Origin of the sequence: Streptococcus sp. 1621, assembly GCF_013276615.1 — a bacterium.
GTDB lineage: Bacteria > Bacillota > Bacilli > Lactobacillales > Streptococcaceae > Streptococcus.
Genome location: NZ_VMLJ01000006.1, coordinates 1 through 26450 on the forward strand (window position 1 = coordinate 1; position 26450 = coordinate 26450).

22 protein-coding genes, 1 pseudogene and 1 other annotated feature are annotated in these 26450 nt (G+C 39.0%); of the genes and pseudogenes, 19 read left to right on the forward strand and 4 right to left on the reverse strand.

The window, feature by feature from the left end:
- The first annotated feature begins 101 nt into the window (after nt 1–101).
- Nucleotides 102–189 (forward strand) — a sequence feature (ribosomal protein L21 leader region).
- Between the two features lie 35 nt (nt 190–224).
- The 3 genes from rplU to rpmA are packed head-to-tail and all read left to right on the forward strand — an operon-like array spanning nt 225 to nt 1209.
- Complete coding sequence (rplU, locus tag HT697_RS01410; protein WP_000109141.1) at nt 225–539, forward strand: 50S ribosomal protein L21; 315 nt, start codon at nt 225–227, stop codon at nt 537–539.
- Nucleotides 540–554: 15 nt separating this feature from the next.
- Nucleotides 555–899 (forward strand): ribosomal-processing cysteine protease Prp, encoded by a 345-nt coding sequence (locus tag HT697_RS01415; RefSeq protein WP_000613699.1) that lies wholly within the window; start codon nt 555–557, stop codon nt 897–899.
- Nucleotides 900–915: 16 nt separating this feature from the next.
- Complete coding sequence (gene rpmA / locus HT697_RS01420; RefSeq protein ID WP_000916509.1) at nt 916–1209, forward strand: 50S ribosomal protein L27; 294 nt, start codon at nt 916–918, stop codon at nt 1207–1209.
- A 426-nt stretch (nt 1210–1635) separates the two neighbouring features.
- Here the strand turns inward: rpmA and HT697_RS10440 are convergent, their stop codons facing one another.
- Nucleotides 1636–1752 (reverse strand): SPJ_0845 family protein, encoded by a 117-nt coding sequence (locus HT697_RS10440; RefSeq protein ID WP_267240009.1) that lies wholly within the window; start codon nt 1750–1752, stop codon nt 1636–1638.
- A 307-nt stretch (nt 1753–2059) separates the two neighbouring features.
- On the opposite strand from HT697_RS10440, the gene HT697_RS01425 reads away from it, so the two are divergent.
- On the forward strand, nt 2060–2977 hold the full coding sequence (locus tag HT697_RS01425; protein ID WP_173217838.1) for a bifunctional riboflavin kinase/FAD synthetase: 918 nt from the start codon (nt 2060–2062) through the stop codon (nt 2975–2977).
- An 85-nt stretch (nt 2978–3062) separates the two neighbouring features.
- Here the strand turns inward: HT697_RS01425 and HT697_RS01430 are convergent, their stop codons facing one another.
- A complete protein-coding gene (locus HT697_RS01430; protein WP_173217840.1) occupies nt 3063–3911 on the reverse strand; it encodes a YitT family protein in 849 nt (282 codons plus the stop codon).
- 141 nt (nt 3912–4052) lie between these two features.
- Here HT697_RS01430 and HT697_RS01435 point away from each other — a divergent pair, with 141 nt between their 5' ends.
- The 13 genes from HT697_RS01435 to HT697_RS01495 all read left to right on the forward strand — a co-directional run bounded on the left by HT697_RS01435 (nt 4053) and on the right by HT697_RS01495 (nt 21991).
- Nucleotides 4053–4892, forward strand: a complete 840-nt coding sequence (locus HT697_RS01435) for a DegV family protein (protein WP_061439431.1) — start codon at nt 4053–4055, stop codon at nt 4890–4892.
- A gap of 106 nt (nt 4893–4998) precedes the next feature.
- Nucleotides 4999–5274: an HU family DNA-binding protein gene (locus HT697_RS01440; protein WP_001284639.1), complete on the forward strand. Its 276-nt coding sequence runs from the start codon at nt 4999–5001 to the stop codon at nt 5272–5274.
- Nucleotides 5275–5695: 421 nt separating this feature from the next.
- On the forward strand, nt 5696–7597 hold the full coding sequence (locus tag HT697_RS01445; protein ID WP_173252900.1) for an ABC-F family ATP-binding cassette domain-containing protein: 1902 nt from the start codon (nt 5696–5698) through the stop codon (nt 7595–7597).
- A gap of 2 nt (nt 7598–7599) precedes the next feature.
- Nucleotides 7600–8463: a MutR family transcriptional regulator gene (locus HT697_RS01450; RefSeq protein ID WP_173217844.1), complete on the forward strand. Its 864-nt coding sequence runs from the start codon at nt 7600–7602 to the stop codon at nt 8461–8463.
- 79 nt (nt 8464–8542) lie between these two features.
- Nucleotides 8543–9721: an MFS transporter gene (locus HT697_RS01455; protein WP_112443680.1), complete on the forward strand. Its 1179-nt coding sequence runs from the start codon at nt 8543–8545 to the stop codon at nt 9719–9721.
- A gap of 92 nt (nt 9722–9813) precedes the next feature.
- Nucleotides 9814–11772, forward strand: a complete 1959-nt coding sequence (ligA, locus tag HT697_RS01460; protein WP_173217846.1) for an NAD-dependent DNA ligase LigA — start codon at nt 9814–9816, stop codon at nt 11770–11772.
- Nucleotides 11773–11882: 110 nt separating this feature from the next.
- Nucleotides 11883–14162 (forward strand): type I pullulanase, encoded by a 2280-nt coding sequence (gene pulA, locus HT697_RS01465; protein ID WP_050971579.1) that lies wholly within the window; start codon nt 11883–11885, stop codon nt 14160–14162.
- Nucleotides 14163–14544: 382 nt separating this feature from the next.
- Nucleotides 14545–16473 carry a 1,4-alpha-glucan branching protein GlgB gene (gene glgB / locus HT697_RS01470; protein ID WP_173217848.1) on the forward strand — a complete coding sequence of 643 codons (1929 nt, stop codon included), beginning with the start codon at nt 14545–14547 and terminating at the stop codon, nt 16471–16473.
- Nucleotides 16463–17605 (forward strand): glucose-1-phosphate adenylyltransferase, encoded by a 1143-nt coding sequence (locus tag HT697_RS01475; RefSeq protein ID WP_000787253.1) that lies wholly within the window; start codon nt 16463–16465, stop codon nt 17603–17605. The genes glgB and HT697_RS01475 overlap by 11 nt, the downstream gene beginning before the upstream one ends.
- The gene (glgD, locus tag HT697_RS01480; protein ID WP_173217850.1) at nt 17595–18734 is read left to right on the forward strand and encodes a glucose-1-phosphate adenylyltransferase subunit GlgD; all 1140 of its coding nucleotides are present in this window, start codon (nt 17595–17597) and stop codon (nt 18732–18734) included. Before HT697_RS01475 ends, glgD begins: the two co-directional genes overlap by 11 nt.
- Nucleotides 18731–20164 carry a glycogen synthase GlgA gene (glgA, locus tag HT697_RS01485; protein ID WP_173217852.1) on the forward strand — a complete coding sequence of 478 codons (1434 nt, stop codon included), beginning with the start codon at nt 18731–18733 and terminating at the stop codon, nt 20162–20164. The genes glgD and glgA overlap by 4 nt, the downstream gene beginning before the upstream one ends.
- 58 nt (nt 20165–20222) lie before the next feature.
- A complete protein-coding gene (gene serB / locus HT697_RS01490; protein ID WP_173261823.1) occupies nt 20223–20867 on the forward strand; it encodes a phosphoserine phosphatase SerB in 645 nt (214 codons plus the stop codon).
- An 8-nt stretch (nt 20868–20875) separates the two neighbouring features.
- Nucleotides 20876–21991, forward strand: coding sequence for a glycerate kinase (locus HT697_RS01495; RefSeq protein WP_173261826.1), 1116 nt, complete (start codon nt 20876–20878; stop codon nt 21989–21991).
- Here HT697_RS01495 and HT697_RS01500 read toward each other — a convergent pair.
- Nucleotides 21988–22434, reverse strand: a complete 447-nt coding sequence (locus HT697_RS01500) for a DUF1694 domain-containing protein (RefSeq protein WP_173261829.1) — start codon at nt 22432–22434, stop codon at nt 21988–21990. The two genes, HT697_RS01495 and HT697_RS01500, sit on opposite strands and share 4 nt — an antisense overlap.
- A gap of 163 nt (nt 22435–22597) precedes the next feature.
- Between HT697_RS01500 and eno the strand changes: the two genes are divergently transcribed.
- Complete coding sequence (gene eno / locus HT697_RS01505) at nt 22598–23902, forward strand: surface-displayed alpha-enolase (RefSeq protein WP_000022821.1); 1305 nt, start codon at nt 22598–22600, stop codon at nt 23900–23902.
- Nucleotides 23903–24031: 129 nt separating this feature from the next.
- Here the strand turns inward: eno and HT697_RS10150 are convergent.
- A pseudogene (locus HT697_RS10150) lies at nt 24032–24379 on the reverse strand (tyrosine-type recombinase/integrase); the annotation flags it as partial.
- Nucleotides 24380–24727: 348 nt separating this feature from the next.
- On the opposite strand from HT697_RS10150, the gene HT697_RS01515 reads away from it, so the two are divergent.
- Nucleotides 24728–25993: a hypothetical protein gene (locus tag HT697_RS01515; protein WP_164226178.1), complete on the forward strand. Its 1266-nt coding sequence runs from the start codon at nt 24728–24730 to the stop codon at nt 25991–25993.
- The last annotated feature ends 457 nt before the right edge of the window (nt 25994–26450 follow it).

Consider the following 26450-nt stretch of genomic DNA (forward strand, 5'->3'; position numbering starts at 1 on the left):
TACTTTGAGAAGTTAGCAAGTAAAAGAAAAAGCTTCATTTTAGGTGTTATTACTTGTAAGAAAATAGGAGATATGCTATACTTAGAGAGTTGACTATGCACGTTCCTGTGCAACCGCACGAACATCGTTGCTTGATTATTCAAGTTTAAGTGGTTCGTCCCACGATGCTAGGCGAGTCTTCACAAAAAATCGGGGAAACCCATAAAAATCATAGGAGGTGCATAATGAGCACATACGCAATTATCAAAACTGGCGGAAAACAAGTTAAAGTTGAAGTTGGTCAAGCAGTTTACGTTGAAAAATTGAACGTTGAAGCTGGTCAAGAAGTTACTTTTAACGAAGTTGTTCTTGTTGGTGGTGAAAACACTGTTGTCGGAACTCCACTTGTTGCTGGAGCTACTGTAGTTGGAACTGTTGAAAAACAAGGAAAACAAAAGAAAGTTGTTACTTACAAGTACAAACCTAAAAAAGGTAGCCACCGTAAACAAGGTCACCGTCAACCATATACAAAAGTTGTCATCAACGCAATTAACGCTTAATTTTAAGGAGAACACATGATACAGGCAGTCTTTGAGAGAGCCGAAGATGGCGAGCTGAGGAGTGCGGAAATTACTGGACACGCCGAGAGTGGCGAATACGGCTTAGATGTCGTGTGTGCATCGGTTTCTACGCTTGCCATTAACTTTATCAATTCCATTGAGAAATTTGCAGGCTATGAACCAATCCTAGAATTAAACGAAGATGAAGGTGGCTATCTGATGGTTGAGATTCCAAAAGACCTGCCTTCACACCAGAGAGAAATGACCCAGTTATTCTTTGAATCATTTTTCTTAGGTATGGCAAACTTATCGGAGAACTCTTCTGAGTTCGTCCAAACCAGAGTTATCACAGAAAACTAACACGGAGGAAAACATTATGTTAAAAATGACTCTTAACAACTTGCAACTTTTCGCCCACAAAAAAGGTGGAGGTTCTACATCAAACGGACGTGATTCACAAGCAAAACGTCTTGGAGCTAAAGCAGCTGACGGACAAACTGTAACAGGTGGATCAATCCTTTACCGTCAACGTGGTACACATATCTACCCAGGTGTAAACGTTGGACGTGGTGGAGACGATACTTTGTTCGCTAAAGTTGAGGGCGTAGTACGCTTTGAACGTAAAGGACGCGATAAAAAACAAGTTTCTGTTTACCCAATCGCTAAATAAAAAGTTCCAGTGAACCTTTTTATCCAGAGCCTTGAATTGTAAAGGTGAGGAAGCTCGAAGTAGCATTAAATAAGGCTTTCCGAGTTTTCGGAGAGCCTGTTTTTTTGTTTTGGTACCCATACTTTTTAATATGTATAGTGGATTGAATCTGGAATAGAACACTGCTAAAAATTGATTTGAGTTTCCTACTCGATTTCTTCAGATTTTATTTCAATTGACTATAAGAACTGGTATCCGGTTTCAAATATTGGCTTGTCGTCCCTTAACTTGTCTGAATGGCTTGAGCCGTTCCTTCTGATAAGGGAAAAGATATTCTTTAGCTGAAACTGTCTGAGAATCCAAGCTAACAGACGGAGAGAAAAATAGCTCCAATCTGAAGCACACTGGATGGGAGTTGTTGAAAAGCAGTCATCTAGTTTTTCTTTTCTACTTTGGCTTTTTTTCTTTGTCATCAGGGAAAGTGACTTGCTTCAAATCAGGGAGTTTAGGAAACTCTTCAAATATCTTGACCAAGTTGTCTCGTTTTGTAAATTTTACAGCCATAGGTGTACCTCGATTCTAAATTCTACCTTTTCGACACCAATTAGTAATTTAAAGTTCTCAGGAGTTAGTTGCATTGCTTTTTCATACATAAGCATAGTATGACACTTTATGGTTACCTAACAAGTCTAATCACTCCTTTCAAACTTTTGAAGATGTCCTACAAGTTTTTGAGAAGAATATTGCAAAGTTCATAGTTAAGCAACGATAGAGTGAAGTGCTTTTTGAAAACAGGTACACTTCAGGTGAAAAAAACGATATTTCAGATTTTCTGTTCCAGAAATAGCTATCGCTATGATATAATTATTTTATGATTATTACTATTCCTATAAAAAACCAAAAAGATATTGGCACACCATCTGATTCAGTCGTTGTTCTCGGCTATTTTGATGGTATACACAAGGGGCATCAAGAATTATTTCGTGTTGCCAATAAGGCTGCGAGAAAAGATTTATTACCTATCGTCGTTATGACCTTTAATGAATCTCCAAAGATCGCTTTAGAGCCTTATCATCCTGATCTGTTTTTACATATTTTGAACCCTGCTGAACGTGAGAGGAAATTAAAGCGTGAAGGCGTAGAAGAATTATATCTCCTTGATTTTAGTAGTCAATTCGCTAGTCTCACGGCAGAAGAATTTTTTGCAACCTATATCAAGGCTATGAATGCCAAAATTATTGTTGCAGGTTTTGATTATACATTTGGTTCTGACAAAAAAACAGCAGAAAATTTAAAGGATTACTTTGATGGAGAAGTTATCATTGTTCCACCTGTAGAAGATGAGAAAGGAAAGATTAGTTCAACTCGTATCCGTCAAGCTATTTTAGATGGAAATGTGAAAGAAGCAGGAGAACTTTTGGGGGCACCGCTTCCATCCAGAGGTATGGTGGTTCATGGTAATGCTCGTGGTCGTACGATTGGTTATCCAACAGCTAATTTAGTGCTTTTAGACCGTACTTATATGCCAGCAGATGGCGTTTATGTTGTTGATGTTGAGATTCAAAGACAGAAGTATCGTGCTATGGCTAGTGTCGGGAAAAATGTGACCTTTGATGGAGAAGAAGCACGTTTTGAAGTCAATATTTTTGATTTTAATCAAGATATTTATGGGGAAACCGTCATGGTTTATTGGCTTGATCGCATTCGAGATATGACCAAATTTGACTCAGTTGACCAATTAGTGGATCAGTTAAAGGCTGATGAAGAAGTCGCTAGGAATTGGTCTTAAGAGTTTGAGTAAAGAAAAGAGGTTGTCTGTAACCCAAAAGATAGATGATGTAGTCTAACTTTTGATGTCACGACATTACCTCTTTTTATTCTTTTTCAAAGGTAAATCCTTCTCCAAGGATTTCATGGGCTTCTGTAATGGTTATAAAGGCTTGCGGATCGATTCGATGAATCATTTCCTTCATTTTCACAATCTCATTTCTGCCGACAATACAGTAGATAATCTTCAAATCTTTTTGACTATAGTAGCCTTGACCTGAGATGAAAGTAACACCTCTTCCTAGGTCATCATTGATTGCCTTAGCAAGGTGGTCAGGACGTTTTGTAATAATCATGAAGCCTTTGCCAGCATATCCTCCTTCACCAATCAAATCAATGACACGAGAAACAATAAAATCAAATAAGAGTGTGTAGGAAACCAATCTCAAATCCTTGAAGATAAGGAGAATGAGCATGAGAATACAAAAATCTAAGATAAAGAGCAGTTTTCCCATGGATATATGAGTGTATTTATTGAGAATACGAGCTAGAATATCAGTTCCGCCAGTTGTACCTCCAGCATTAAAAATAATTCCAAGGCCAATTCCCAATAGAATTCCCGCTATAAGGGCTGTGATTAGTAAATCACCTTGAAGGTCAATATGAAGGGGAATACGTTCAAAAAAGGCCAACCAGGCGGACAAGGCTAAGGTTCCTAGTAAACTAGAATAGAGGGACTTTGCTCCAAAGATTTTCCAAGCTAGGATGAAAAGGGGAATGTTAATCAGCAGGTTCATGAGAGAAACAGGGATTTTAAAAAGATAAAAGGTGATGAGGGTAATACCTGTCGCCCCTCCTTCAAAGAGATGATGAGGAACTACAAAATAAGTCAGGCCAAAAGCATAAATAGCAGCACCTAGTAAAATGGTAAAAATGGGGTAAATTTTTTTAATCATAGGACACCTCTTTTCTTATAAGTTGATTATATCAAATTTTTACGGAAAATTTGAGTGACTCCATTAGGATTTTTAATCTTTTTTTGATATAATTAAAAGTAAGAAAACCAATCTGAATCCTAAAATAGAAAGATTGATACTATGACAAAAATTAAGATTGTAACCGATTCATCTGTTACTATTGAACCAGAACTCGTAAAACAATTAGATATTACAATTGTTCCATTATCTGTAATGATTGATAATGTTGTTTATTCTGATGCTGATTTGAAAGAAGAAGGTAAATTTCTTCACTTGATGCAAGAAGCTAAGAATCTTCCAAAAACAAGCCAGCCGCCTGTAGGTGTCTTCGCTGAAGTTTTTGAAGACCTATGCAAGGATGGTAGCCAAATTCTTGCTATTCATATGTCCCATGCTCTTTCGGGGACTGTAGAAGCAGCGCGCCAAGGTGCTAGTTTATCTACTGCCGATGTGACAGTTATCGATAGTTCCTTCACTGACCAAGCCTTGAAATTCCAAGTTGTCGAAGCTGCTAAATTAGCACAAGAAGGCAAAGATATGGAGACAATTTTATCTCATGTAGAAGAGGTTAAAAACAACACAGAACTTTATATTGGCGTTTCAACTTTGGAAAATCTTGTCAAAGGTGGACGAATTGGCCGTGTAACTGGATTGTTGAGCTCACTTCTCAATATCCGTGTTGTCATGCAAATGAAAGACCATGAATTGCAGCCAATGGTTAAAGGTCGTGGAGCTAAAACTTTTAAAAAATGGTTAGATGAGTTGATAACATCGCTTTCTGAACGTTCTGTAGCAGAGATTGGAATTTCATATTCTGGTAGTGATGATTGGGCAAAAGAGATGAAAGAAAGCTTACAAGCTTATGTTGAAAAGCCAATTTCTGTTTTGGAAACGGGTTCCATTATTCAAACGCACACAGGTGAGAATGCTTGGGCTATTTTGGTACGTTACCACTCCTAAAAAAATAAAGAAAATGGGAAGAAATAGCGTTTTTAACTTGACCTAAAAGGGATTTTAGGATATGATTATATTTGTTAATTAGAAATTATTTGGAGGAATCGTTAACATGGCAAACAAACAAGATTTGATCGCTAAAGTAGCAGAAGCTACAGAATTGACTAAGAAAGACTCAGCAGCAGCAGTTGAAGCTGTATTTGCAGCGGTAGCTGACTATCTTGCAGCTGGTGAAAAAGTTCAATTGATCGGTTTTGGTAACTTTGAAGTTCGTGAGCGTGCAGAACGTAAAGGTCGCAACCCACAAACTGGTAAAGAAATGACAATTGCAGCTTCTAAAGTTCCAGCATTCAAAGCTGGTAAAGCTCTTAAAGACGCTGTTAAATAATCAGTCTTTAAAAAGCCTATTGTATCAAGCTTTCTAGCTTGGTCAGTAGGCTTTTTAATTATGAAATCTAGTAATAAATAGAATTAAAAAGTTGAATGCTCCGAAAATATTGTATATATAGTAGTTGAATCTAAAATAGTACGAAACAATTTCTAAAACATTTATAGAAATTAATTTTACTTCCTCAATCGATTTGTTCTCATCTTATTTCAATCCGCTATACGTATGTATATAATGAAAAGAATTAAATAATAGAATTGTGCGATAACTATTTGAAGCAAGATTAGCTGGTTAGAAAATCCAACAAGATAGCGAAGGAATATAACATGAAATATACATAATTTATTTTATGTTACAAAAATTGTACTAAAAGACTTACGATTATCTTGAATGCCTTAGGGAAACATGCTATACTACTTGTATGATTATTTTACAAGCTAATAAAATTGAACGTTCTTTTGCAGGAGAGGTTCTTTTTGATAATATCAACCTGCAGGTTGATGAACGAGACCGAATTGCCCTCGTTGGGAAAAATGGTGCAGGTAAGTCTACTCTTTTGAAGATTTTGGTTGGAGAAGAGGAGCCAACTAGTGGAGAAATCAATAAGAAAAAAGATATTTCTCTATCTTACCTAGCCCAAGATAGCCGTTTTGAATCTGAAAACACTATCTACGATGAAATGCTTCATGTCTTTGATGATTTGCGTCGGACTGAGAAACAACTGCGTCAGATGGAGTTGGAGATGGGAGAAAAGTCTGGTGCTGATTTGGATAAACTGATGTCAGATTACGACCGCTTATCTGAAAATTTTCGCCAAGCAGGTGGCTTTACCTATGAAGCTGATATACGAGCGATTTTAAATGGATTCAAGTTTGACGAATCTATGTGGCAGATGAAAATTGCTGAGCTTTCTGGTGGTCAAAACACCCGTCTGGCTCTAGCCAAAATGCTACTTGAAAAGCCCAATCTTTTGGTATTGGACGAACCAACCAACCACTTGGATATTGAAACCATTGCCTGGCTAGAGAATTACTTGGTAAACTATAGTGGTGCCCTTATTATCGTCAGCCACGACCGTTATTTCTTGGATAAGGTTGCGACAATTACGCTAGATTTGACCAAGCATTCTTTGGATCGCTATGTGGGTAATTACTCTCGTTTTGTCGAGTTGAAAGAGCAAAAGCTAGCTACTGAGGCAAAAAACTATGAAAAGCAGCAGAAGGAGATCGCTGCTCTGGAAGACTTTGTCAATCGTAATCTAGTCCGTGCTTCGACGACCAAACGTGCCCAATCTCGCCGCAAACAACTGGAAAAAATGGAGCGTTTGGACAAGCCTGAAGCTGGCAAGAAATCAGCCAACATGACCTTCCAGTCTGAAAAAACGTCTGGTAATGTTGTATTAACTGTTGAAAATGCAGCTATTGGCTATGATGGGGAAATATTGTCAGAGCCTATCAACCTAGACCTTCGTAAAATGAATGCTGTCGCTATCGTTGGTCCCAATGGTATTGGCAAGTCAACCTTTATCAAATCTATTGTGGACCAGATTCCCTTTATCAAGGGAGAAAAGCGCTTTGGCGCTAATGTTGAGGTTGGTTACTATGACCAAACTCAAAGCAAGCTAACACCAAGTAATACGGTCCTAGATGAACTCTGGAATGATTTCAAATTGACACCGGAAGTTGAAATCCGTAACCGTCTAGGTGCCTTCCTTTTCTCAGGAGATGATGTTAAAAAATCAGTCGGCATGCTGTCTGGTGGAGAGAAAGCTCGTTTGCTTTTGGCTAAATTGTCTATGGAAAACAACAACTTCTTGATTCTGGACGAGCCGACCAACCACTTGGATATTGATAGCAAGGAAGTGCTAGAAAATGCCTTGATTGACTTTGATGGAACTCTTCTATTCGTCAGCCATGACCGTTACTTTATCAATCGTGTAGCAACTCATGTACTGGAATTGTCCGAGAATGGATCAACTCTCTATCTTGGAGATTACGATTACTATGTTGAGAAGAAATCAGAAGTAGAAATGATTCAAACTGAGGAAGCTTCAACCAGTAATCAAGCAAAAGAAGCAAGCCCAGTTAATGACTATCAAGCTCAGAAAGAAAGTCAAAAAGAAGTTCGTAAGCTCATGCGACAAATAGAAAGTCTAGAAGCTGAAATTGAAGAGCTAGAAAGTCAAAGTCAAGCCATTTCTGAAAAAATGTTAGAAACAAACGATGCCAGCAAACTGATGGAATTGCAGGCTGAACTGGACAAAATCAGCCACCGTCAGGAAGAAGCTATGCTTGAGTGGGAAGAATTATCAGAGCAGGTGTAAAGATGGAACATCTTGGAAAAGTATTTCGTGAATTTCGGACAAGTGGAAATTATTCTTTAAAGGAGGCGGCAGGCGAGTCCTGCTCTACCTCTCAGTTATCTCGCTTTGAGCTTGGGGAGTCTGACTTAGCAGTCTCACGTTTCTTTGAGATTTTGGACAACATTCATGTCACAATCGAAAATTTCATGGATAAGGCAAGGGATTTTCATAATCATGAACATGTTTCTATGATGGCACAAATTATACCTCTTTACTACTCAAATGATATTGCAGGTTTTCAAAAGCTTCAAAGAGAACAACTTGAAAAGGCTAAGAGTTCGACGAATCCCCTTTATTTTGAGTTGAACTGGATTTTGCTACAAGGTTTGATTTGTCAAAGAGATTCGACTTATGAGATGAAGCAGGATGATTTGGATAAGGTAGCAGATTATCTCTTCAAAACAGAAGAATGGACCATGTATGAATTGATTCTTTTCGGGAACCTCTATAGTTTCTACGATGTGGACTATGTCACTCGGATTGGTAGAGAAGTTATGGAGAGGGAGGAATTTTACCAAGAGATTGGTCGCCATAAGAGATTAGTGTTGATTTTGGCCCTCAATTGTTACCAGCATTGTTTAGAGCATCTTTCTTTTGACAATGCAAGCTATTTTGAGACTTATACAGAGAAGATTATTGGTAAAGGTATTAAGCTTTATGAGCGTAATGTTTTCCATTATTTAAAAGGTTTTGCCTTATATCAAAAAGGAAAGTGTAAAGAAGGTTGTAGCCAAATGCAAGAGGCCATGCATATTTTTGACGTGCTAGGTCTTCCAGAGCAAGTAGCCTACTATCAGGAACACTACGAAAAATTTATCAAAAATTAATTTTCCCAAATAAGGGAAAAAGAAAAAAGCTCCTTTCAGTTTTGATACAATAGTTTCAAAATTTGAGAGGAGTTTTTATATGAATCGCTATGCCGTACAGTTGATTAGTCGCGGAGCTGTTAACAAGATAGGGAATATGCTCTATGATTATGGAAATAGTGTCTGGTTGGCTTCCATGGGGACTATCGGACAGACAGTTTTAGGAATGTATCAGATTTCTGAACTCGTCACATCTATTCTGATCAATCCCTTTGGCGGAGTGATTTCAGACCGTTTTTCTCGTCGTAAGATTTTAATGGTGACAGACCTTGTTTGTGGGATTCTTTGTCTGGCTATTTCTTTCATAAGGAATGACAGCTGGATGATTGGCGCTTTGATTTTTGCTAATATTGTGCAGTCGATTGCCTTTGCCTTTTCTCGTACAGCCAATAAAGCTATCATAACTGAAGTGGTGGAGAAAGATGAGATTGTGATCTATAATTCTCGCCTAGAGCTGATTTTGCAGGTTGTAGGTGTTAGCTCTCCTGTTCTTTCCTTCCTTGTTTTACAGTTTGCAAGTCTCCATATGACGCTACTGCTAGACTCGCTGACTTTTTTCATTGCTTTTATTCTAGTGGCTCTCCTTCCAAAAGAGGAAGCAGGAGTTCAAGAGAAAAAGGCTTTTACTGGGAGAGATATGTTTGTAGATATCAAGAATGGGTTACACTATATCTGGCATCAGCAAGAAATTTTCTTCCTTTTGCTGGTAGCTTCCAGCGTTAATTTCTTTTTTGCAGCTTTTGAATTTCTCCTCCCCTTTTCGAATCAGCTTTACGGGTCAGAAGGAGTCTATGCAAGTATTTTAACTATGGGGGCTATTGGTTCCATCATTGGGGCTCTTCTAGCTAGTAAAATTAAAGCTAATGTTTATAATCTTTTGATTTTACTGGCTTTGACAGGTGTCGGAGTTTTTATGATGGGATTACCACTGCCAACTTTTCTTTCCTTTTCTGGAAATTTAGTTTGTGAATTGTTTATGACGATTTTTAATATTCACTTTTTTACTCAAGTACAAACCAAGGTTGAGAGCGAATTTCTTGGGAGAGTACTGAGTACAATTTTTACCTTAGCTATTCTATTTATGCCTATTGCAAAAGGATTTATGACATTCTTGCCAAGTGTACATCTCTCTTCTTTCCTGATAATTGGAAGTGGTGTTATCATCTTGTCTTGTATATCGTTTATTTATGTTCGAACTCATTTTGAAAAATTGATATAAGGCTGCTTGAGTTTCAAAAATAATTTCAAACTAAGTATTTTTTCCGCCCTTCTCGTTTGTGAGGAGGGCTTAGTTTATGGTAAAATGGTCTTATGAATAAAAGAATGAATGAGTTAGTCGCCTTGCTCAATCGCTATGCGACTGAGTACTATACCAGCGATAATCCATCGGTTTCAGACAGTGAGTATGACCGTCTTTACCGAGAGTTGGTTGAGTTAGAAACTGCCTATCCAGATCAAGTATTAGCAGACAGTCCGACCCATCGTGTTGGTGGTAAGGTTTTAGATGGTTTTGAAAAATACAGTCATCAGTATCCTCTTTATAGTTTGCAGGATGCTTTTTCACGTGAGGAGCTTGAAGCTTTTGATGCGCGTGTTCGTAAGGAAGTGGCTCATCCAACCTATATTTGTGAGCTGAAAATCGATGGCTTATCTATCTCGCTGACGTATGAAAAGGGGATTTTAGTTGCAGGTGCAACACGTGGAGACGGTTCTGTTGGGGAGAACATCACAGAAAATCTTAAGCGTGTTAAAGACATTCCTTTAACTTTGCCAGAAGAACTAGATATCACAGTTCGTGGGGAATGTTATATGCCACGCGCTTCTTTTGACCAGGTTAATCAAGCTCGCCAAGAAAATGGAGAGCCTGAATTTGCCAATCCCCGTAATGCGGCGGCAGGCACACTACGTCAGCTGGATACAGCAGTAGTTGCCAAGCGCAATCTTGCAACGTTTCTCTATCAAGAAGCCAGCCCGTCAACTCGTGACAGCCAAGAAAAGGTTTTGAAGCACCTAGAACAACTTGGTTTTGTAGTCAATTCTAAACGAATTCTGGCTGAAAGCATGGATGAGATTTGGAATTTTATCCAAGAAGTAGGAGAGGAACGGGAAAATCTGCCTTATGATATTGATGGAGTTGTAATCAAGGTCAATGACTTAGCAAGCCAAGAAGAACTTGGTTTTACCGTCAAGGCTCCAAAGTGGGCAGTAGCCTACAAGTTTCCTGCTGAAGAAAAAGAAGCTCAACTCTTATCAGTTGATTGGACAGTTGGTCGTACCGGTGTTGTAACCCCAACTGCAAATCTGACACCTGTTCAGCTTGCTGGTACAACTGTTAGCCGTGCGACCCTGCACAATGTGGATTATATTGCTGAAAAAGATATTCGCAAAGACGACACGGTCATCGTCTATAAGGCCGGGGACATCATCCCTGCCGTTTTACGTGTGGTAGAGTCCAAACGGGTTTCTGAAGAGAAACTAGATATTCCTACAAACTGTCCAAGTTGTAACTCTGACTTGTTGCACTTTGAAGATGAAGTGGCTCTCCGTTGTATCAATCCGCGTTGCCCTGCTCAAATCATGGAAGGTTTGATCCACTTTGCCTCTCGAGATGCCATGAATATTACAGGCCTTGGACCATCAGTAGTTGAGAAATTATTTGCTGCAGATCTAGTCAAGGATGTGGCAGATATTTACCGTTTGAAAGAAGAAGATTTTCTCCTTTTAGAGGGGGTCAAGGAAAAGTCCGCTTCTAAACTATATCAGGCTATCCAAGCATCTAAGGAAAATTCAGCCGAGAAACTCTTGTTTGGTTTGGGAATTCGTCATGTCGGCAGTAAGGCCAGTCAGCTTTTACTTCAACATTTTCTCTCAATCGAAAATCTGGCTCAGGCAGATCCAGAGGAAGTGGCTAGTATTGAAAGCCTGGGTGGTGTGATTGCCAAGAGTCTTCAGACTTACTTTGCTACAGAAGGCTCTGAAATTCTTCTCAGAGAATTAAAAGAAGCTGGGGTCAATCTGGACTATAAAGGTCAGACAGTAGTAGCGGATGCAGCCTTGTCAGGTTTGACCGTGGTATTGACTGGAAAATTGGAACGTCTCAAGCGCTCAGAAGCCAAAAGTAAACTCGAAAGTCTGGGTGCCAAGGTAACAGGCAGTGTGTCTAAAAAGACCGACCTCGTCGTGGCAGGAGCAGATGCTGGAAGTAAACTTCAAAAGGCACAAGAACTTGGTATTGAGGTTAGAGACGAGGCATGGCTAGAAAGTTTGTAATGATCTTTTAAAAATAGAGTTTAGATAGAATGACAATATTTGTTAATCGGGACAAAATCGGTCAAGAATTTATTAGTGAAACAGAAATAAAATAAAAAGGAAAAATAAAAATGTATACCTACCCTATGCGCATTCATTACCATCGCAAGAATGGTGAATATGACACTTGCTCTTTTGTAAAAAGCCAGGATCAACGAATTGATTTACTAACTTACCAAGAAGATTATTTTGGTGCCTTATTTAGCTTTGAACACCCAAGTGTTCATCCCTTAGAAAGCTTGAATTTTGTGGTTCATACCGGCCAAATCAGTAAAGAATATGCTATCCGTTTTAATCACTATCCCCTCTTAACAGAGGTCTGGATTTTGGAAGGCGATGATCGGATTTATTACTCTGAAAATCCTGCTATTGCCAGTCCTTTCTATAAAAATCAAAATCCTTTTGCCTTTGATAAGGCCATTAACAGCGCTAGTTTTGACCATCATTGGGGTTACCAAGGGGAATTGGGTTGCCATGTAGAGGACAATCAGGCTCATTTTTCCCTCTGGTCACCAACAGCGACAGCAGTACAGGTTGTGGTTTATGAATCAGCTACTAATGATGCACCTGTTTGGAAGACTTTTGATATGGAGAGAGGCAATCGCTACTCTTATAACCATAAGGACAATACTATTGGTGTCTGGAGTTTGGATGTTGAGGAAGATTTGACTGGTAAGGCTTATCAGTATCAAGTCCAATTCCCTCATCACGAAACACTGACACGTGATCCTTATACAATAGCGACCAGCCCTGATGGCAAACGTTCTGCTATTCTGAGCCATGCAGAAAAACAAGTCGAAAATTTCGAGGTCAAGCATGGTTCTGATGCTGCTTGGCGTTTGGAAAATCCATGTAAGGCAGTTATTTGTGAAATGCATATTCGTGATTTGACCCAATCACCGACCTCAGGTGTGGATGAACATCTTCGAGGAACGTTCTTGGGTGCTGCTCAGACTGGAACGGTTAACCAGTACGGTCAGTCAACTGCTTTTGATCATATCAAGAAGTTGGGCTACAATTATGTTCAGTTGCAACCAATTGCAGACCGTCACAAAGAATACGATGAGGACGGGAATGTAACCTACAACTGGGGTTATGATCCACAAAACTATAACGCACCAGAAACTAGTTTTTCAACTAATCCAGATGATCCAGCTCAGGTCATTCGTGATTTGAAGACCATGGTTCAAGCTTACCACGATGCGGGTATTGGTGTCATTATGGATGTGGTCTATAACCATACCTTTTCAGTTGTTGATGCACCTTTCCAAACAACTGTCCCTGATTACTATTATCGTATGAATCCAGACGGTACCTTCCAGAATGGAACGGGTGTTGGAAATGAAACAGCCAGTGAACACGAAATGTTTCGCAAGTATATGATTGATTCTCTTCTATACTGGGTGCAGGAATACAATATTGACGGATTCCGTTTTGACTTGATGGGGATTCATGATGTCAAGACCATGCAGATGATTCGTCAGAGTTTGGATGAAATTGACCCTAACATTATCCTCTATGGAGAAGGTTGGGATATGGGAACAGGTCTTGCCCCTTATGATAAGGCTAAGAAAGACAACGCCTACGAAATGCCAAACATTGGTTTCTTTAATGACAATCAGCGTGATGCTGTCAAAGGTGGAGAAGTTTACGGTGCAATTAAATCAGGTTTTGTCAGTGGTGCTGCGACAGAGCCAATTCTAGCTAAAGCAATCCTAGGAAGTCGTGAATTAGGAACCTATACACATCCAAATCAGGTGCTTAACTATGTAGAAGCCCATGACAATTACAATCTTCACGATTTATTGGCAACTCTTCATCCAGACCAAAGTTCAGAACAAATCATGCGCAAGGTTGAGACAGCCACAGCCATGAATCTGCTCATGCAAGGAATGGCCTTTATGGAAATCGGTCAAGAATTTGGTCGTACCAAACTGGTTGCGACTGGTGAGAATGGTGAGTTGACCCATGATGATAGAGAGCGTGCGATGAATAGCTATAATGCTCCTGACAGTGTGAACCAAGTCAACTGGGATTTGATCAATGAGCGTCAAGATAGTATTGAGTTTATCCGTCAAGTCATCCGATTGAAGACAAAAACTGGTGCCTTTTCTTACTCTAGCTATGATGAAATTTACCATCATGTCTTTGTGCATTCTGCGATTGAACATAGCGGCTGCCTTATCTATGAAGTTCATGGGAAAGAACACCTCTTGGTTGTTGTGAATGCTAAATCCGAACCCTATCAGTTTGAGAATGCAGGAAATTTAGCCATGTTGGTAACCAATAGTCGTTCAAAAGAAGATAATGTTTTAGATGATATTAGTCTAGCCGTCTTGAGTGTTTTATAAAGACCATCTATCTCGCTATTCTAACACATTATTGGAAGTGAACGAATAGAAAGAGCTTAGCTAACAACTCACTTGTATAGAAAAGTTGATAAATATTTTCATCAAATGTGTAAAATCAGGAAATTGTTTTCCTGGTTTTATTTTTTTGCTATAAAACAATAATAATCATAGAAAAAATCCGAACTTTTTGGTATTATAGTAGAGAAAAGAAAGGCGTTTTCACATTTTTTTGAAAAAATATTGCTTTACAATTGAACGAGAAAGTGAACTTTTTGTAGATTTTCAAAATAATTTTAAATAAGTATAGTAATTTACTTGAATCTTCTCTAAAAAGGTAGTATAATAAAAACATAGAAAACGCTTACAGAAAAGAGGGGGTATTATGGATAAAAGAGAAGCTTTGCGCACCTTTATGACAGGAGAGAATTTTCACCTTCAGCATTATCTAGGAGCACATAAAGAGCAAGTGAATGGAGAGTATGGCTATACTTTCCGTGTTTGGGCACCTAATGCTCAGGCTGTCCACTTGGTGGGGGATTTTACCAACTGGATTGAGGGTCAGATTCCAATGGTAAGAAATGACTTTGGGGTCTGGGAAGTCTTTACCAATATGGCTCAAGAAGGGCATATTTACAAATATCATGTCACACGTCAAAATGGTCATCAACTGATGAAGATTGACCCTTTTGCTGTCAGATATGAGGCGCGTCCAGGAACAGGGGCAATCGTAACAGAGCTTCCTGAGAAGAAATGGAGGGATGGACTTTGGCTGGCACGAAGAAAACGTTGGGGCTTTGCTGAACGTCCTGTCAATATCTATGAAGTTCACGCTGGCTCATGGAAAAGAAATCCTGATGGTAGTCCTTATAGTTTTGCCCAGCTCAAGGATGAACTCATTCCTTATCTCGTTGAAATGAACTATACTCATATTGAGTTTATGCCCTTGATGTCCCACCCTTTGGGGTTGAGTTGGGGTTATCAGCTTATGGGTTACTTCGCTTTAGAGCATGCTTATGGTAGACCAGAGGAGTTTCAAGATTTTGTCGAGGAGTGTCATATCCATAATATTGGGGTTATCGTAGACTGGGTACCAGGTCACTTTACCATCAATGATGATGCCTTAGCCTATTATGATGGGACACCGACTTTTGAGTACCAAGACCATAATAAGGCTCATAACTATGGTTGGGGCGCTCTCAATTTTGACCTTGGAAAAAATGAAGTCCAGTCCTTCTTGATTTCTTGTATTAAGCATTGGATCGATGTCTATCATTTGGATGGTATTCGTGTGGATGCTGTTAGCAACATGCTCTATTTGGACTATGATGATGCTCCATGGACACCTAACAAAGATGGGGGAAATCTCAACTATGAAGGTTATTATTTCCTTCAACGCTTGAATGACATTATTAAGTTAGAATATCCAGATGTGATGATGATTGCAGAAGAAAGTTCGTCTGCAACCAAGATTACGGGAATGAAAGAGCTTGGTGGTCTAGGATTTGACTACAAATGGAATATGGGCTGGATGAATGATATCCTCCGTTTCTACGAAGAAGACCCAATTTACCGTAAGTATGACTTTAATTTGGTGACTTTCAGCTTTATGTATGTTTTCAATGAAAACTATCTCTTACCATTCTCGCACGATGAAGTGGTTCATGGCAAGAAGAGTATGATGCATAAGATGTGGGGAGATCGTTACAATCAATTTGCAGGTTTGCGCAATCTCTACACTTACCAAATTTGTCACCCTGGTAAGAAATTGCTCTTCATGGGTAGCGAATATGGTCAATTCCTAGAATGGAAATCTGAAGAACAGTTGGAATGGTCTAACCTAGAAGACCCAATGAATGCTAAGATGAAGTATTTCACTTCTCAGCTAAACCAGTTTTACAAAGACAACCGCTGTTTGTGGGAAATTGATACCAGCTATGATGGTATTGAAATCATTGATGCGGATAATCGAGACCAGAGTGTTCTTTCCTTCATCCGTAAGGGTAAGAAGGGCGACATGCTAGTCTGCGTCTTTAATATGGCACCTGTTGAACGAAAAGATTTTACAATCGGTCTGCCTGTTGCAGGGATTTATGAAGAAGTCTGGAATACTGAGTTAGAAGAGTGGGGAGGCGTTTGGAAAGAACATAATCAAACTGTTCAAACGCAAGAAGGACTATGGAAAGATTATGAGCAGACCTTAACCTTTACCCTACCGGCTATGGGGGCTAGTGTCTGGAAAATCAAACGTCGCTTGAAATCTGCAAAAACCGTCACAAGTAAAAACCAAAAAGGAGTAGAAAATGAAGAATGAAATGTTAGCTTTGATTCTTGCTGGTGGGCAAGGAACTCGTCTCGGTAAACTCACTCAAAGCATCGCAAAACCAGCTGTGCAATTTGGTGGGCGCTACCGTATCATTGACTTTGCCCTTTCAAACTGTGCCAACTCAGGGATTCACAATGTTGGAGTCATTACACAGTACCAGCCACTTGCTCTCAACAATCATATTGGGAATGGTTCAAGCTGGGGACTAGATGGTATTAATTCTGGTGTTTCTATTCTCCAACCTTATTCTGCCAGTGAAGGAAATCGTTGGTTTGAGGGGACTAGTCACGCTATTTACCAAAATATCGACTATATCGACAGTGTCAATCCTGAGTATGTCTTGATTTTGTCTGGGGATCACATCTACAAAATGGACTATGATGATATGCTCCAGTCTCATAAGGATAATAATGCCAGCTTGACAGTAGCAGTTTTAGACGTCCCTCTTAAAGAAGCAAGCCGTTTTGGTATCATGAATACTGATGCCAACAATCGTATTGTTGAATTTGAAGAAAAACCAGCTCAACCTAAATCTACAAAAGCTTCTATGGGAATCTACATTTTTGATTGGCAACGCCTTCGTAATATGTTAGTCGCTGCTGAAAAGAGCAATGTAGATATGTCAGACTTTGGTAAAAATGTCATTCCAAATTACCTTGAGTCAGGTGAAAGTGTTTATGCTTACGAATTTAGTGGTTATTGGAAAGACGTCGGTACGATTGAGTCACTTTGGGAAGCGAACATGGAGTACATTTCTCCAGAAAATGCCTTGGATAGCCGTAACCGTCAATGGAAGATTTACTCAAGAAACTTGATTTCACCACCAAACTTCCTCGGTGCAAATGCTGATGTGGAAGACTCATTAGTTGTAGACGGATGTTTCGTTGATGGAACTGTTAAACATTCTATCCTTTCAACAGGCGCGCAAGTTCGCGAAGGAGCGGAAGTTGTTGATTCAGTTATCATGAGTGGAGCTATCATTGGTCAAGGAGCTAAGATTAAACGTGCCATTATTGGTGAAGGTGCGATTATTTCTGACGGTGTCGAAATTGATGGAACAGATGAAGTACAAGTTGTAGGATATAATGAAGTAGTGGGGGTAGCAACAGATGAAGATTGATAAATATTCTGCCATTTTAGGAAATACAGTTGGTTTTCATGATATGTCGACATTGACGGACCACCGTCCAGTAGCAAGTTTGCCATTTGGTGGGAAATATCGTTTGATTGACTTCCCGCTTTCTAGTCTTGCTAATGCAGGTGTTCGTAGTGTCTTTGGTATTTTCCAGCAGGATAATATCAGCTCAGTCTTTGACCATATTCGTTCAGGACGCGAGTGGGGCTTATCAACCCTTCTTAGCCATTACTATCTAGGAATTTACAATACCCGTGTAGAAAGTAGCACAGTTGGAAAAGAGTACTACCAGCAGCTTCTCACTTATTTGAAACGTTCTGGGTCAAACCAAACAGTTTCACTCAACTGTGATGTTTTGATTAACATTGATTTGAACCAAGTTTTCCACCTACATAGTACAACAAAAGGGCCTATCACTGTAGTTTATAAAAAACTAGCTAAGAAAGATATTTCAGAAGTAAATGCAATCTTAGAAGTGGATGAAACAGACCATGTTCGTTCTCATAAACTCTTTGATAGCAAGTCAGCAGCTGAAACGTTCAATATGTCTACAGATATCTTTGTCGTTGATACACCTTGGTTGATTGAACGCTTGGAAGAAGAAGCTAAAAAAGAACATCCAGAGAAGTTGCGTTATGTTTTACGGGATTTGGCTGCAAAAGAGGGAGCTTTCGCCTACGAGTATACAGGCTACCTTGCAAATATTCATTCTGTAGAGTCTTATTACCAAGCTAATAAAGATATGCTTGAATCACAGAAATTCTATTCTCTCTTCTCACCAAATCAAAAGATTTATACAAAGGTCAAAAACGAAGAACCAACTTATTATGCTAATACATCTAAAGTAAGCACTTCTCAGTTTGCGTCTGGTAGTATCATTGAAGGTCAAGTGGCTAATTCTGTTCTATCACGTAATATTCATGTCCATAAGGATAGCTTGGTTAAAGATAGCCTACTCTTCCCTCGTGTTGTTATTGGAGAAGGTGCTCAGATCGAATATGCTATCTTGGACAAGGGTGTTGAAGTTGAGCCTGGTGTTGTGATTCGAGGAACTGCAGAACATCCAGTTGTCGTTAAGAAAGGTAGCAAAGTAACAGAGGATATTCATTCATGAAAATTTTATTTGTAGCAGCAGAGGGTGCACCCTTTTCAAAAACAGGTGGTCTGGGAGACGTCATTGGCGCTCTTCCTAAATCACTGGTAAAAGCGGGACATGAAGTTGCAGTGATTTTACCCTACTATGACATGGTAGAGTCTAAATTTGGAAATCAGATTGAAGATGTGCTTCATTTTGAGGTGAGTGTTGGTTGGCGCAGACAGTATTGTGGGATTAAGAAAACCGTCTTAAACGGTGTAACCTTCTACTTTATTGACAGCCAATATTATTTCTTCCGTGGTCATGTTTACGGTGATTTTGATGATGGGGAACGTTTCGCTTTCTTCCAACTGGCTGCCATTGAGGCTATGGAAAGGATTGACTTCATTCCTGACCTTCTCCATGTTCATGACTACCATACAGCTATGATTCCTTTCTTGTTAAAGGAAAAATACCGTTGGATTCAAGCCTATCAAGGAATAAAAACTGTTTTAACCATTCATAATTTGGAATTTCAAGGACAATTTTCAGAAGGAATGTTATGGGATTTGTTTGGAGTCGGCTTTGAACGTTATGCTGATGGTACCCTTCGCTGGAACAACTGTCTGAACTGGATGAAGGCTGGTATTCTTTATGCTGACCGTGTTTCAACCGTTTCACCTAGCTATGCTCATGAAATTATGACCAGTCAGTTCGGATGTAACTTGGATCAGATTCTTCGAATGGAATCTGGCAAGGTGTCTGGTATCGTGAACGGGATTGATGCTGATCTGTATAATCCTCAGACGGATGTCCTTTTAGACTATCATTTTAATCAGGAAGATTTGTCTGGGAAAGCCCAAAACAAGGCAAAATTACAAGAAAGAGTTGGCTTGCCAGTTAGAGCTGACGTTCCACTGGTGGGAATTGTTTCTCGTTTGACACGTCAAAAAGGTTTTGATGTGGTGGTAGAAAGTCTGCACCATATCTTGCAAGAAGATGTCCAGATTGTTCTTTTGGGAACTGGAGATCCAGCCTTTGAAGGAGCTTTCTCATGGTTTGCTCAGATTTACCCAGACAAGCTATCAGCAAATATCACTTTTGATGTCAAACTAGCTCAAGAAATCTACGCTGCTTGCGACCTCTTCCTCATGCCAAGTCGTTTTGAACCGTGTGGCTTGTCTCAAATGATGGCGATGCGTTACGGAACCTTGCCATTGGTTCATGAAGTTGGTGGCTTGCGAGATACTGTTCGAGCCTTTAATCCAATTGAAGGAAGCGGTACTGGCTTTAGCTTTGACAACCTATCTCCTTATTGGTTAAATTGGACTTTCCAAACAGCTTTGGACTTGTATAGAAATCATCCAGACGTATGGAGAAATCTACAAAAACAAGCTATGGAGTGTGATTTCTCATGGGATACAGCCTGCAAGTCATATCTTGACTTGTACCATAGTTTAGTTAACTAATAGATAAAATCGTATGATGACTTCATACGATTTTTGGGCTGTTTAGAGAGGAGAACTGATGTCTCAAGTAAAAGGCTTGTGTGTTATGGATGTGGATGGAACCTTAATCCTAGAAGAAGTGATTGATTTTTTGGGAAGAGAGGTAAGTCGTGAGGAGGAAATTTCGCAGATTACAAGTCAGGCAATGCGAGGAGAGATAGACTTTGAAAGCAGTTTACGAAAAAGAGTGTCCTTCTTGGAAGGTCTTCCTGATTCGGTCTTTGATAACGTCTTCAACTCAATTCATCTATCGCTAAATGTTCAAGAATTCATCTCTATTCTCCAAAAGAATGGCATCCTAGTTGGTCTGGTGTCCGGTGGATTTACACTGATAGTTGAGAGATTAGCAAAATCTCTTGGAATTGCCTATTTCTCTGCCAACCAACTTGAAGTCAAAGGTGGCTTTCTAACAGGGAAATTAGTTGGACAAATTATTAGTCCCCAGGTTAAAAAAGAGACTCTAGAACAATGGAGAAAGGAACTAAAACTTTCTAAAGATAGAACAGTTGCAATCGGTGATGGGGCTAATGACTTATTAATGTTGAAGTCAGCAGGACTGGGAATCGCATTTTGTGCCAAAGAAGTGCTCAAAAAAGAAATACAATATTATATTGACAAGAGGGATTTTTTAGAAGTTCTGCCTTTGATTGATTTTTTAGAATGAGGGAAAATATGAAGATTGTAATTGCACCAGATTCGTTTAAGGAAAGCTTGAGCTCTGAAGAGGTAGCTGAAGCAATAAAAAGAGGCTTCCAACAATCGATAGCAGATGTAGACTGTCTCCTCTGCCCTATTGGTGATGGGGGAGAAGGTACTGTAGATGCCATCCGACATTCTCTTGACCTAGAAGAAAAATGGATCCAAGTGACAGGACCTTTTGGACAACAAGAAGCCATGCGCTATTTTCAAAAAGGGGAACTGGCGCTATTTGAAGTTGCTGATTTAGTTGGCCTTGAAAAGATTCCGCTAGAGAAACGAAATCCACTTAAAATCCAAACTCGTGGTATTGGAGAGTTGATTCGTCATCTCATTGCTCAAGGGATTAAAGATATCTATATCGGCGTTGGTGGCACGGCCAGTAATGATGGAGGTATTGGGATTGCTGCTGGTTTAGGTTATCGATTTTATGATAGGGATGGAAATGTCTTGCCCGCTTGCGGTCAGTCCTTATTAAACTTAGCTTCTATGTCAACAGAAAATCGCTATGAAATTCCTGAAGATGTTCGAATTCGTATTTTAGCAGATGTCGTGAGTCCCTTATGTGGTCATCAAGGTGCGACTTACACTTTTGGCAAACAAAAAGGTTTACATCCTACTATGTTTGCAGTCGTAGATCAGGCAATCCAAGATTTTTATGAAAAAGCCTCACCTGTAACATTGGAAATTAAAGGAGTAGGAGCTGGTGGAGGCCTTGCTGGCGGTTTGTGTGCCTTTGCTCAGGCAAATATCGTGTCTGGAATTGATACCTGTTTAGATTTGATTGATTTTGATAAGAAAGTTGCAGATGCTGACTTGGTTATCGTTGGTGAAGGCAGACTAGACAGTCAAAGCTTTGCTGGGAAAGCGCCGATAGGCGTAGCAAAAAGAACCCCTGTCGGAGTTCCTGTCATTGCTATTTGTGGTAGTCTTGCTGAAGATTTACCTTCCCTGCCATTTGAAAATATCCAAGCTGCCTTTTCTATTTTAGAGAAAAGCGAACCTTTAGAAGAGAGTTTGAAAAATGCCAGCCTCTATTTGGAGCGCACGGCAGCCAATATCGGGCACTTATTAACTATGCACAAGATTTAGCCAAACCATTTCTTCCAGAAGGATGTTTTGACTGGTTCTTCCTTTTTAACTTCCCAAAGTTTTGCAAAAGCAAGTCGAAGATCCTTTTCTTCTACTTGAACGGGTGCGTTGGTATGAATAATCAGTCCAAAAGGAGAAGAAGCGTGGTCTTCAGAAACTATTGTAGCTTGACTATCAGTTTCTTTTGCTTCTTTTAAGTAGAAAACTTGTTTGTCAAATTCGATAGTTGGTGAAATCTTCACAAATAGTGGTTCTGCTTTTTCCTGAAGATTTTCTAAAATAGATAAAAAACCTTTTTCTAACTGAGGGCTATTTGCCGTGTCAATATCTGCATATCCAAGGACTCTTTCCTCAAAGGTACCAAGATAGCGTCTTTGCTCATCCGGATTTAATTTTGGCCCACCATGAGCTTTTTCAAGTAATTGTTTTGATAAATCTGTCATGAAAATAGTATATCATAAAAGTTAGAATAAAACAGACAAAAGAAAGCGATTACTTTATAAAGTTAAGGAAAATTTGCACAAAGATAACGTTTTTTCTTGAAAAAGGAGGGGTTTTAAGGTATTATAGAGGTGTAAAAAATTTAACTCATAAGGAGAGTAAAAAATGTCAATTATTACTGATGTTTACGCTCGCGAAGTCCTAGACTCACGCGGTAACCCAACACTTGAAGTAGAAGTTTACACTGAATCAGGTGCTTTCGGACGTGGTATGGTTCCATCAGGAGCTTCTACTGGTGAACACGAAGCAGTTGAACTTCGCGACGGTGACAAATCTCGTTACGGTGGTCTTGGTACACAAAAAGCTGTTGACAACGTAAACAACATCATTGCTGAAGCTATCATCGGCTACGATGTACGTGATCAACAAGCTATCGACCGTGCTATGATCGCTCTTGACGGTACTCCTAACAAAGGTAAATTGGGTGCAAACGCAATCCTTGGTGTGTCTATCGCTGTAGCTCGTGCTGCTGCTGACTACCTTGAAATCCCACTTTACAGCTACCTTGGTGGATTCAACACTAAAGTTCTTCCAACTCCAATGATGAACATCATCAACGGTGGTTCTCACTCTGACGCTCCAATCGCTTTCCAAGAATTCATGATCGTACCTGCTGGTGCGCCATCATTCAAAGAAGCTCTTCGTTGGGGTGCTGAAATCTTCCATGCTCTTAAGAAAATCCTTAAATCTCGTGGTTTGGAAACAGCCGTAGGTGACGAAGGTGGATTTGCTCCTCGTTTTGAAGGAACTGAAGACGGAGTTGAAACTATCCTTGCTGCTATTGAAGCTGCTGGATATGTTCCTGGTAAAGACGTATTTATCGGATTTGACTGTGCTTCATCAGAATTTTACGATAAAGAACGTAAAGTTTACGACTACACTAAATTTGAAGGTGAAGGAGCAGCTGTACGTACTGCTGCAGAACAAATCGACTACCTTGAAGAATTGGTAAACAAATACCCAATCATCACTATCGAAGATGGTATGGATGAAAATGACTGGGACGGTTGGAAAGCTCTTACTGAACGTCTTGGTGGTAAAGTTCAATTGGTTGGTGACGACTTCTTCGTAACAAACACTTCTTACCTTGAAAAAGGTATTGCAGAAGGTGCTGCTAACTCAATCCTTATCAAAGTTAACCAAATCGGTACTCTTACTGAAACATTTGACGCTATCGAAATGGCGAAAGAAGCTGGTTACACTGCCGTTGTATCACACCGTTCAGGTGAAACTGAAGATTCAACAATCGCTGACATCGCAGTTGCAACTAACGCAGGACAAATCAAGACTGGTTCACTTTCACGTACAGACCGTATCGCTAAATACAACCAATTGCTTCGCATCGAAGACCAACTTGGTGAAGTAGCTGAATACCGTGGATTGAAATCATTCTACAACTTGAAAAAATAAAATAGTTCAGTGAACTATTTTATCTCGAACCTTGAAATTTAAAAGTTCGGCCGTTGATTTAACAACGTTTCTAGCCCCTCGGATTTTTTCCGAAGGGCTATTTTTGTATTTGAGAGACAAAACTTTTGAAAAAATCTTTTTCATAACTTTATCCAGTACATTGATTGCTTCATCTTTCATGTTCTTTGTGACGTGGGTGTAGATGGAAGTAGTGACTTCAGAGTCGGAATGACCAACCCTGTCCATGATTGTTTTTAGCGGAATTTTATTTTCAGCTAAAATGCTAATAGTTGTATGTCTGAAGATGTGAGGGGACAGATGTTTGGGGATTGGTTTTTTAAGGCGTTCGTTTGTTTGATGGAGAGATTTACTTAGAATAGAACTATGGATTGGCCTACCAATGTTTGTGACGAATATACGAGTGCTTTTGTACCAATTTAGGTCAGTATTTTCACTGAGCTGGTTCAGTTCAATCATTTTGTCTAGTATCTCAATTTCTCTTTTAGTTAAGTGGGTAGTTCGAAATCTTGCAAAAGTCTTAGTACCGTCATCATCTGGAATGTATCGGTTGAATGTTGTGTGGATGTCTAATGTCTTGCTATCTTTGTGATATTTGTCTGACGTAAGAGCAGCTAATATCTCCAAACAATTTAGGAGGATAGAAGTTTGATTAGTAGCTGACTAGTCCTTGTGTTATCTTGCTATATCGTACAGAAATATTTCTATGTACATGGTTCTAATACCTATATTTTTGACAATAATATAAGAAAATAGTATACTAAATAGACAATCATTGATTGTAGTGATAACGGTTAGGAGAAAATAGTGTTAAAACGTATTTTAAATATAGCATTGGCTTATGTAGGCGTTGTTATTGGTGCTGGACTATCTTCAGGCCAAGATTTAATGCAATACTTTGTTAGTTTTGGTAAATGGGGTATCATTGGAACGATTGTTCTTGGAATCATAAGTGTTATTTTTGGTAAAATTATCATTACCTTAGGAAGTTATTTCCGTTCAAATGATCATTTTGAAGTTCTTTCCCAAATTGCCGGGCCTATTACTAATAAGATTCTTGATTTTGCTTTAATTGTTTCCTGCTTTGTAATTGGTTTTGTTATGATTGCTGGGGCTGGTTCAAACCTTAACCAACAATTTGGTTTGCCATTTTGGTTGGGAGGATTGATTTGTGCTATCTTGGTCATTATTGTCAGTTTTCTTAATTTTGAAAAGATTACCAGCGTTCTTGGGATATTTACTCCTTTGGTCTTTGTCATGATTATCATTATGGCAGTCCATACTTTCGTAGGGAAAAGTTTTGATTTTGAAGAATTAGAAGCAATCACAGCTACACTTTCTTCTCCGATGCCCAATGTATGGGTTTCTTTACTAAATTATTTCGCACTAACTGTTATGACTGGTGTATCCATGGCATTTGTCTTAGGAGGTTCTGTCATGAGAATTGGTGTTGCGGAAAAAAGTGGTCTCTTAGGTGGACTTGTAGTTAGTTTGATTATTACCGTAGCAACTGGTATTTTATACGCCAATATAAAACTTGTTTCAACTGTTGATATTCCTATGTTAACCATTGCGGAGCAAATTCATCCTCTATTTTCTTTGTTGTATGCTCTAATTATTTTTGGACTTATTTTTAATACAGCTTTCAGTTTATTTTATGCCTTGGCAAAACGTTTCTCTTCAAACAAACCTAAGCGCTTTTACCCTATTCTAATTGCTACGGTCGCTATAGGATATGGTTTATCTTTTATGGGATTTAAAGAATTAGTCTCCATTATGTATCCTCTTTTAGGTTATGTCGGTTGTCTAATGCTGGTCATTTTAGCAGTGGCATGGATAAAAGAAAGAGGAAACATCAAAGGGGAAAAATCTTTAAGACGAAAGATGATTCGATTGATAACTAAAAAATATGACGATGAACAAGAATATACTATTAGAGATAAAGCGACATTTCACCAACTCGGTGAAGATTCTATTATAGATACTAAAAGTATCAAAAGTGATATCAAGGATTTGGTAAAAGAACAGTTTGTTGATGATGATGCAAAACATGATGGAAGCGTCTTATCTTAAATGATAATAAAACTGGCAAAATCTTTAAAATCAGAAAAGTGCATGTTATCAGGTATCAAAAACACTTGATAAGATGCCTTTTATTATAGAGATATTCATCCTCTTCGAAAATTTCTTCAAACCATGTCAGTCTAATCTACACATTCAAAACAGTGTCTTGAGCTGACCGCGTTAGTTTGATCTGTAACCTCAAAGTCCTGCTTTAAGCAAGCTGTGGCTAGCTTTTTAGTTTGCTATTTGATTTTGATTGAGTATCATTTCATATTCTCTTAAAAATTGAGTTTTTTCATCCTTAGCTGTGCCTGCCTCTGAAGTATTTTCATATTCAGATTAGTAGACAATGAACATTAACTCATCTATTTGCTAGTAGCTAGTCAGACAAAGACTGACTTATATATGGGGAAAATCTTCTTTCAAGTGAGTTTTATCTTTATCCGGAACTAGAAAATAGCAATAA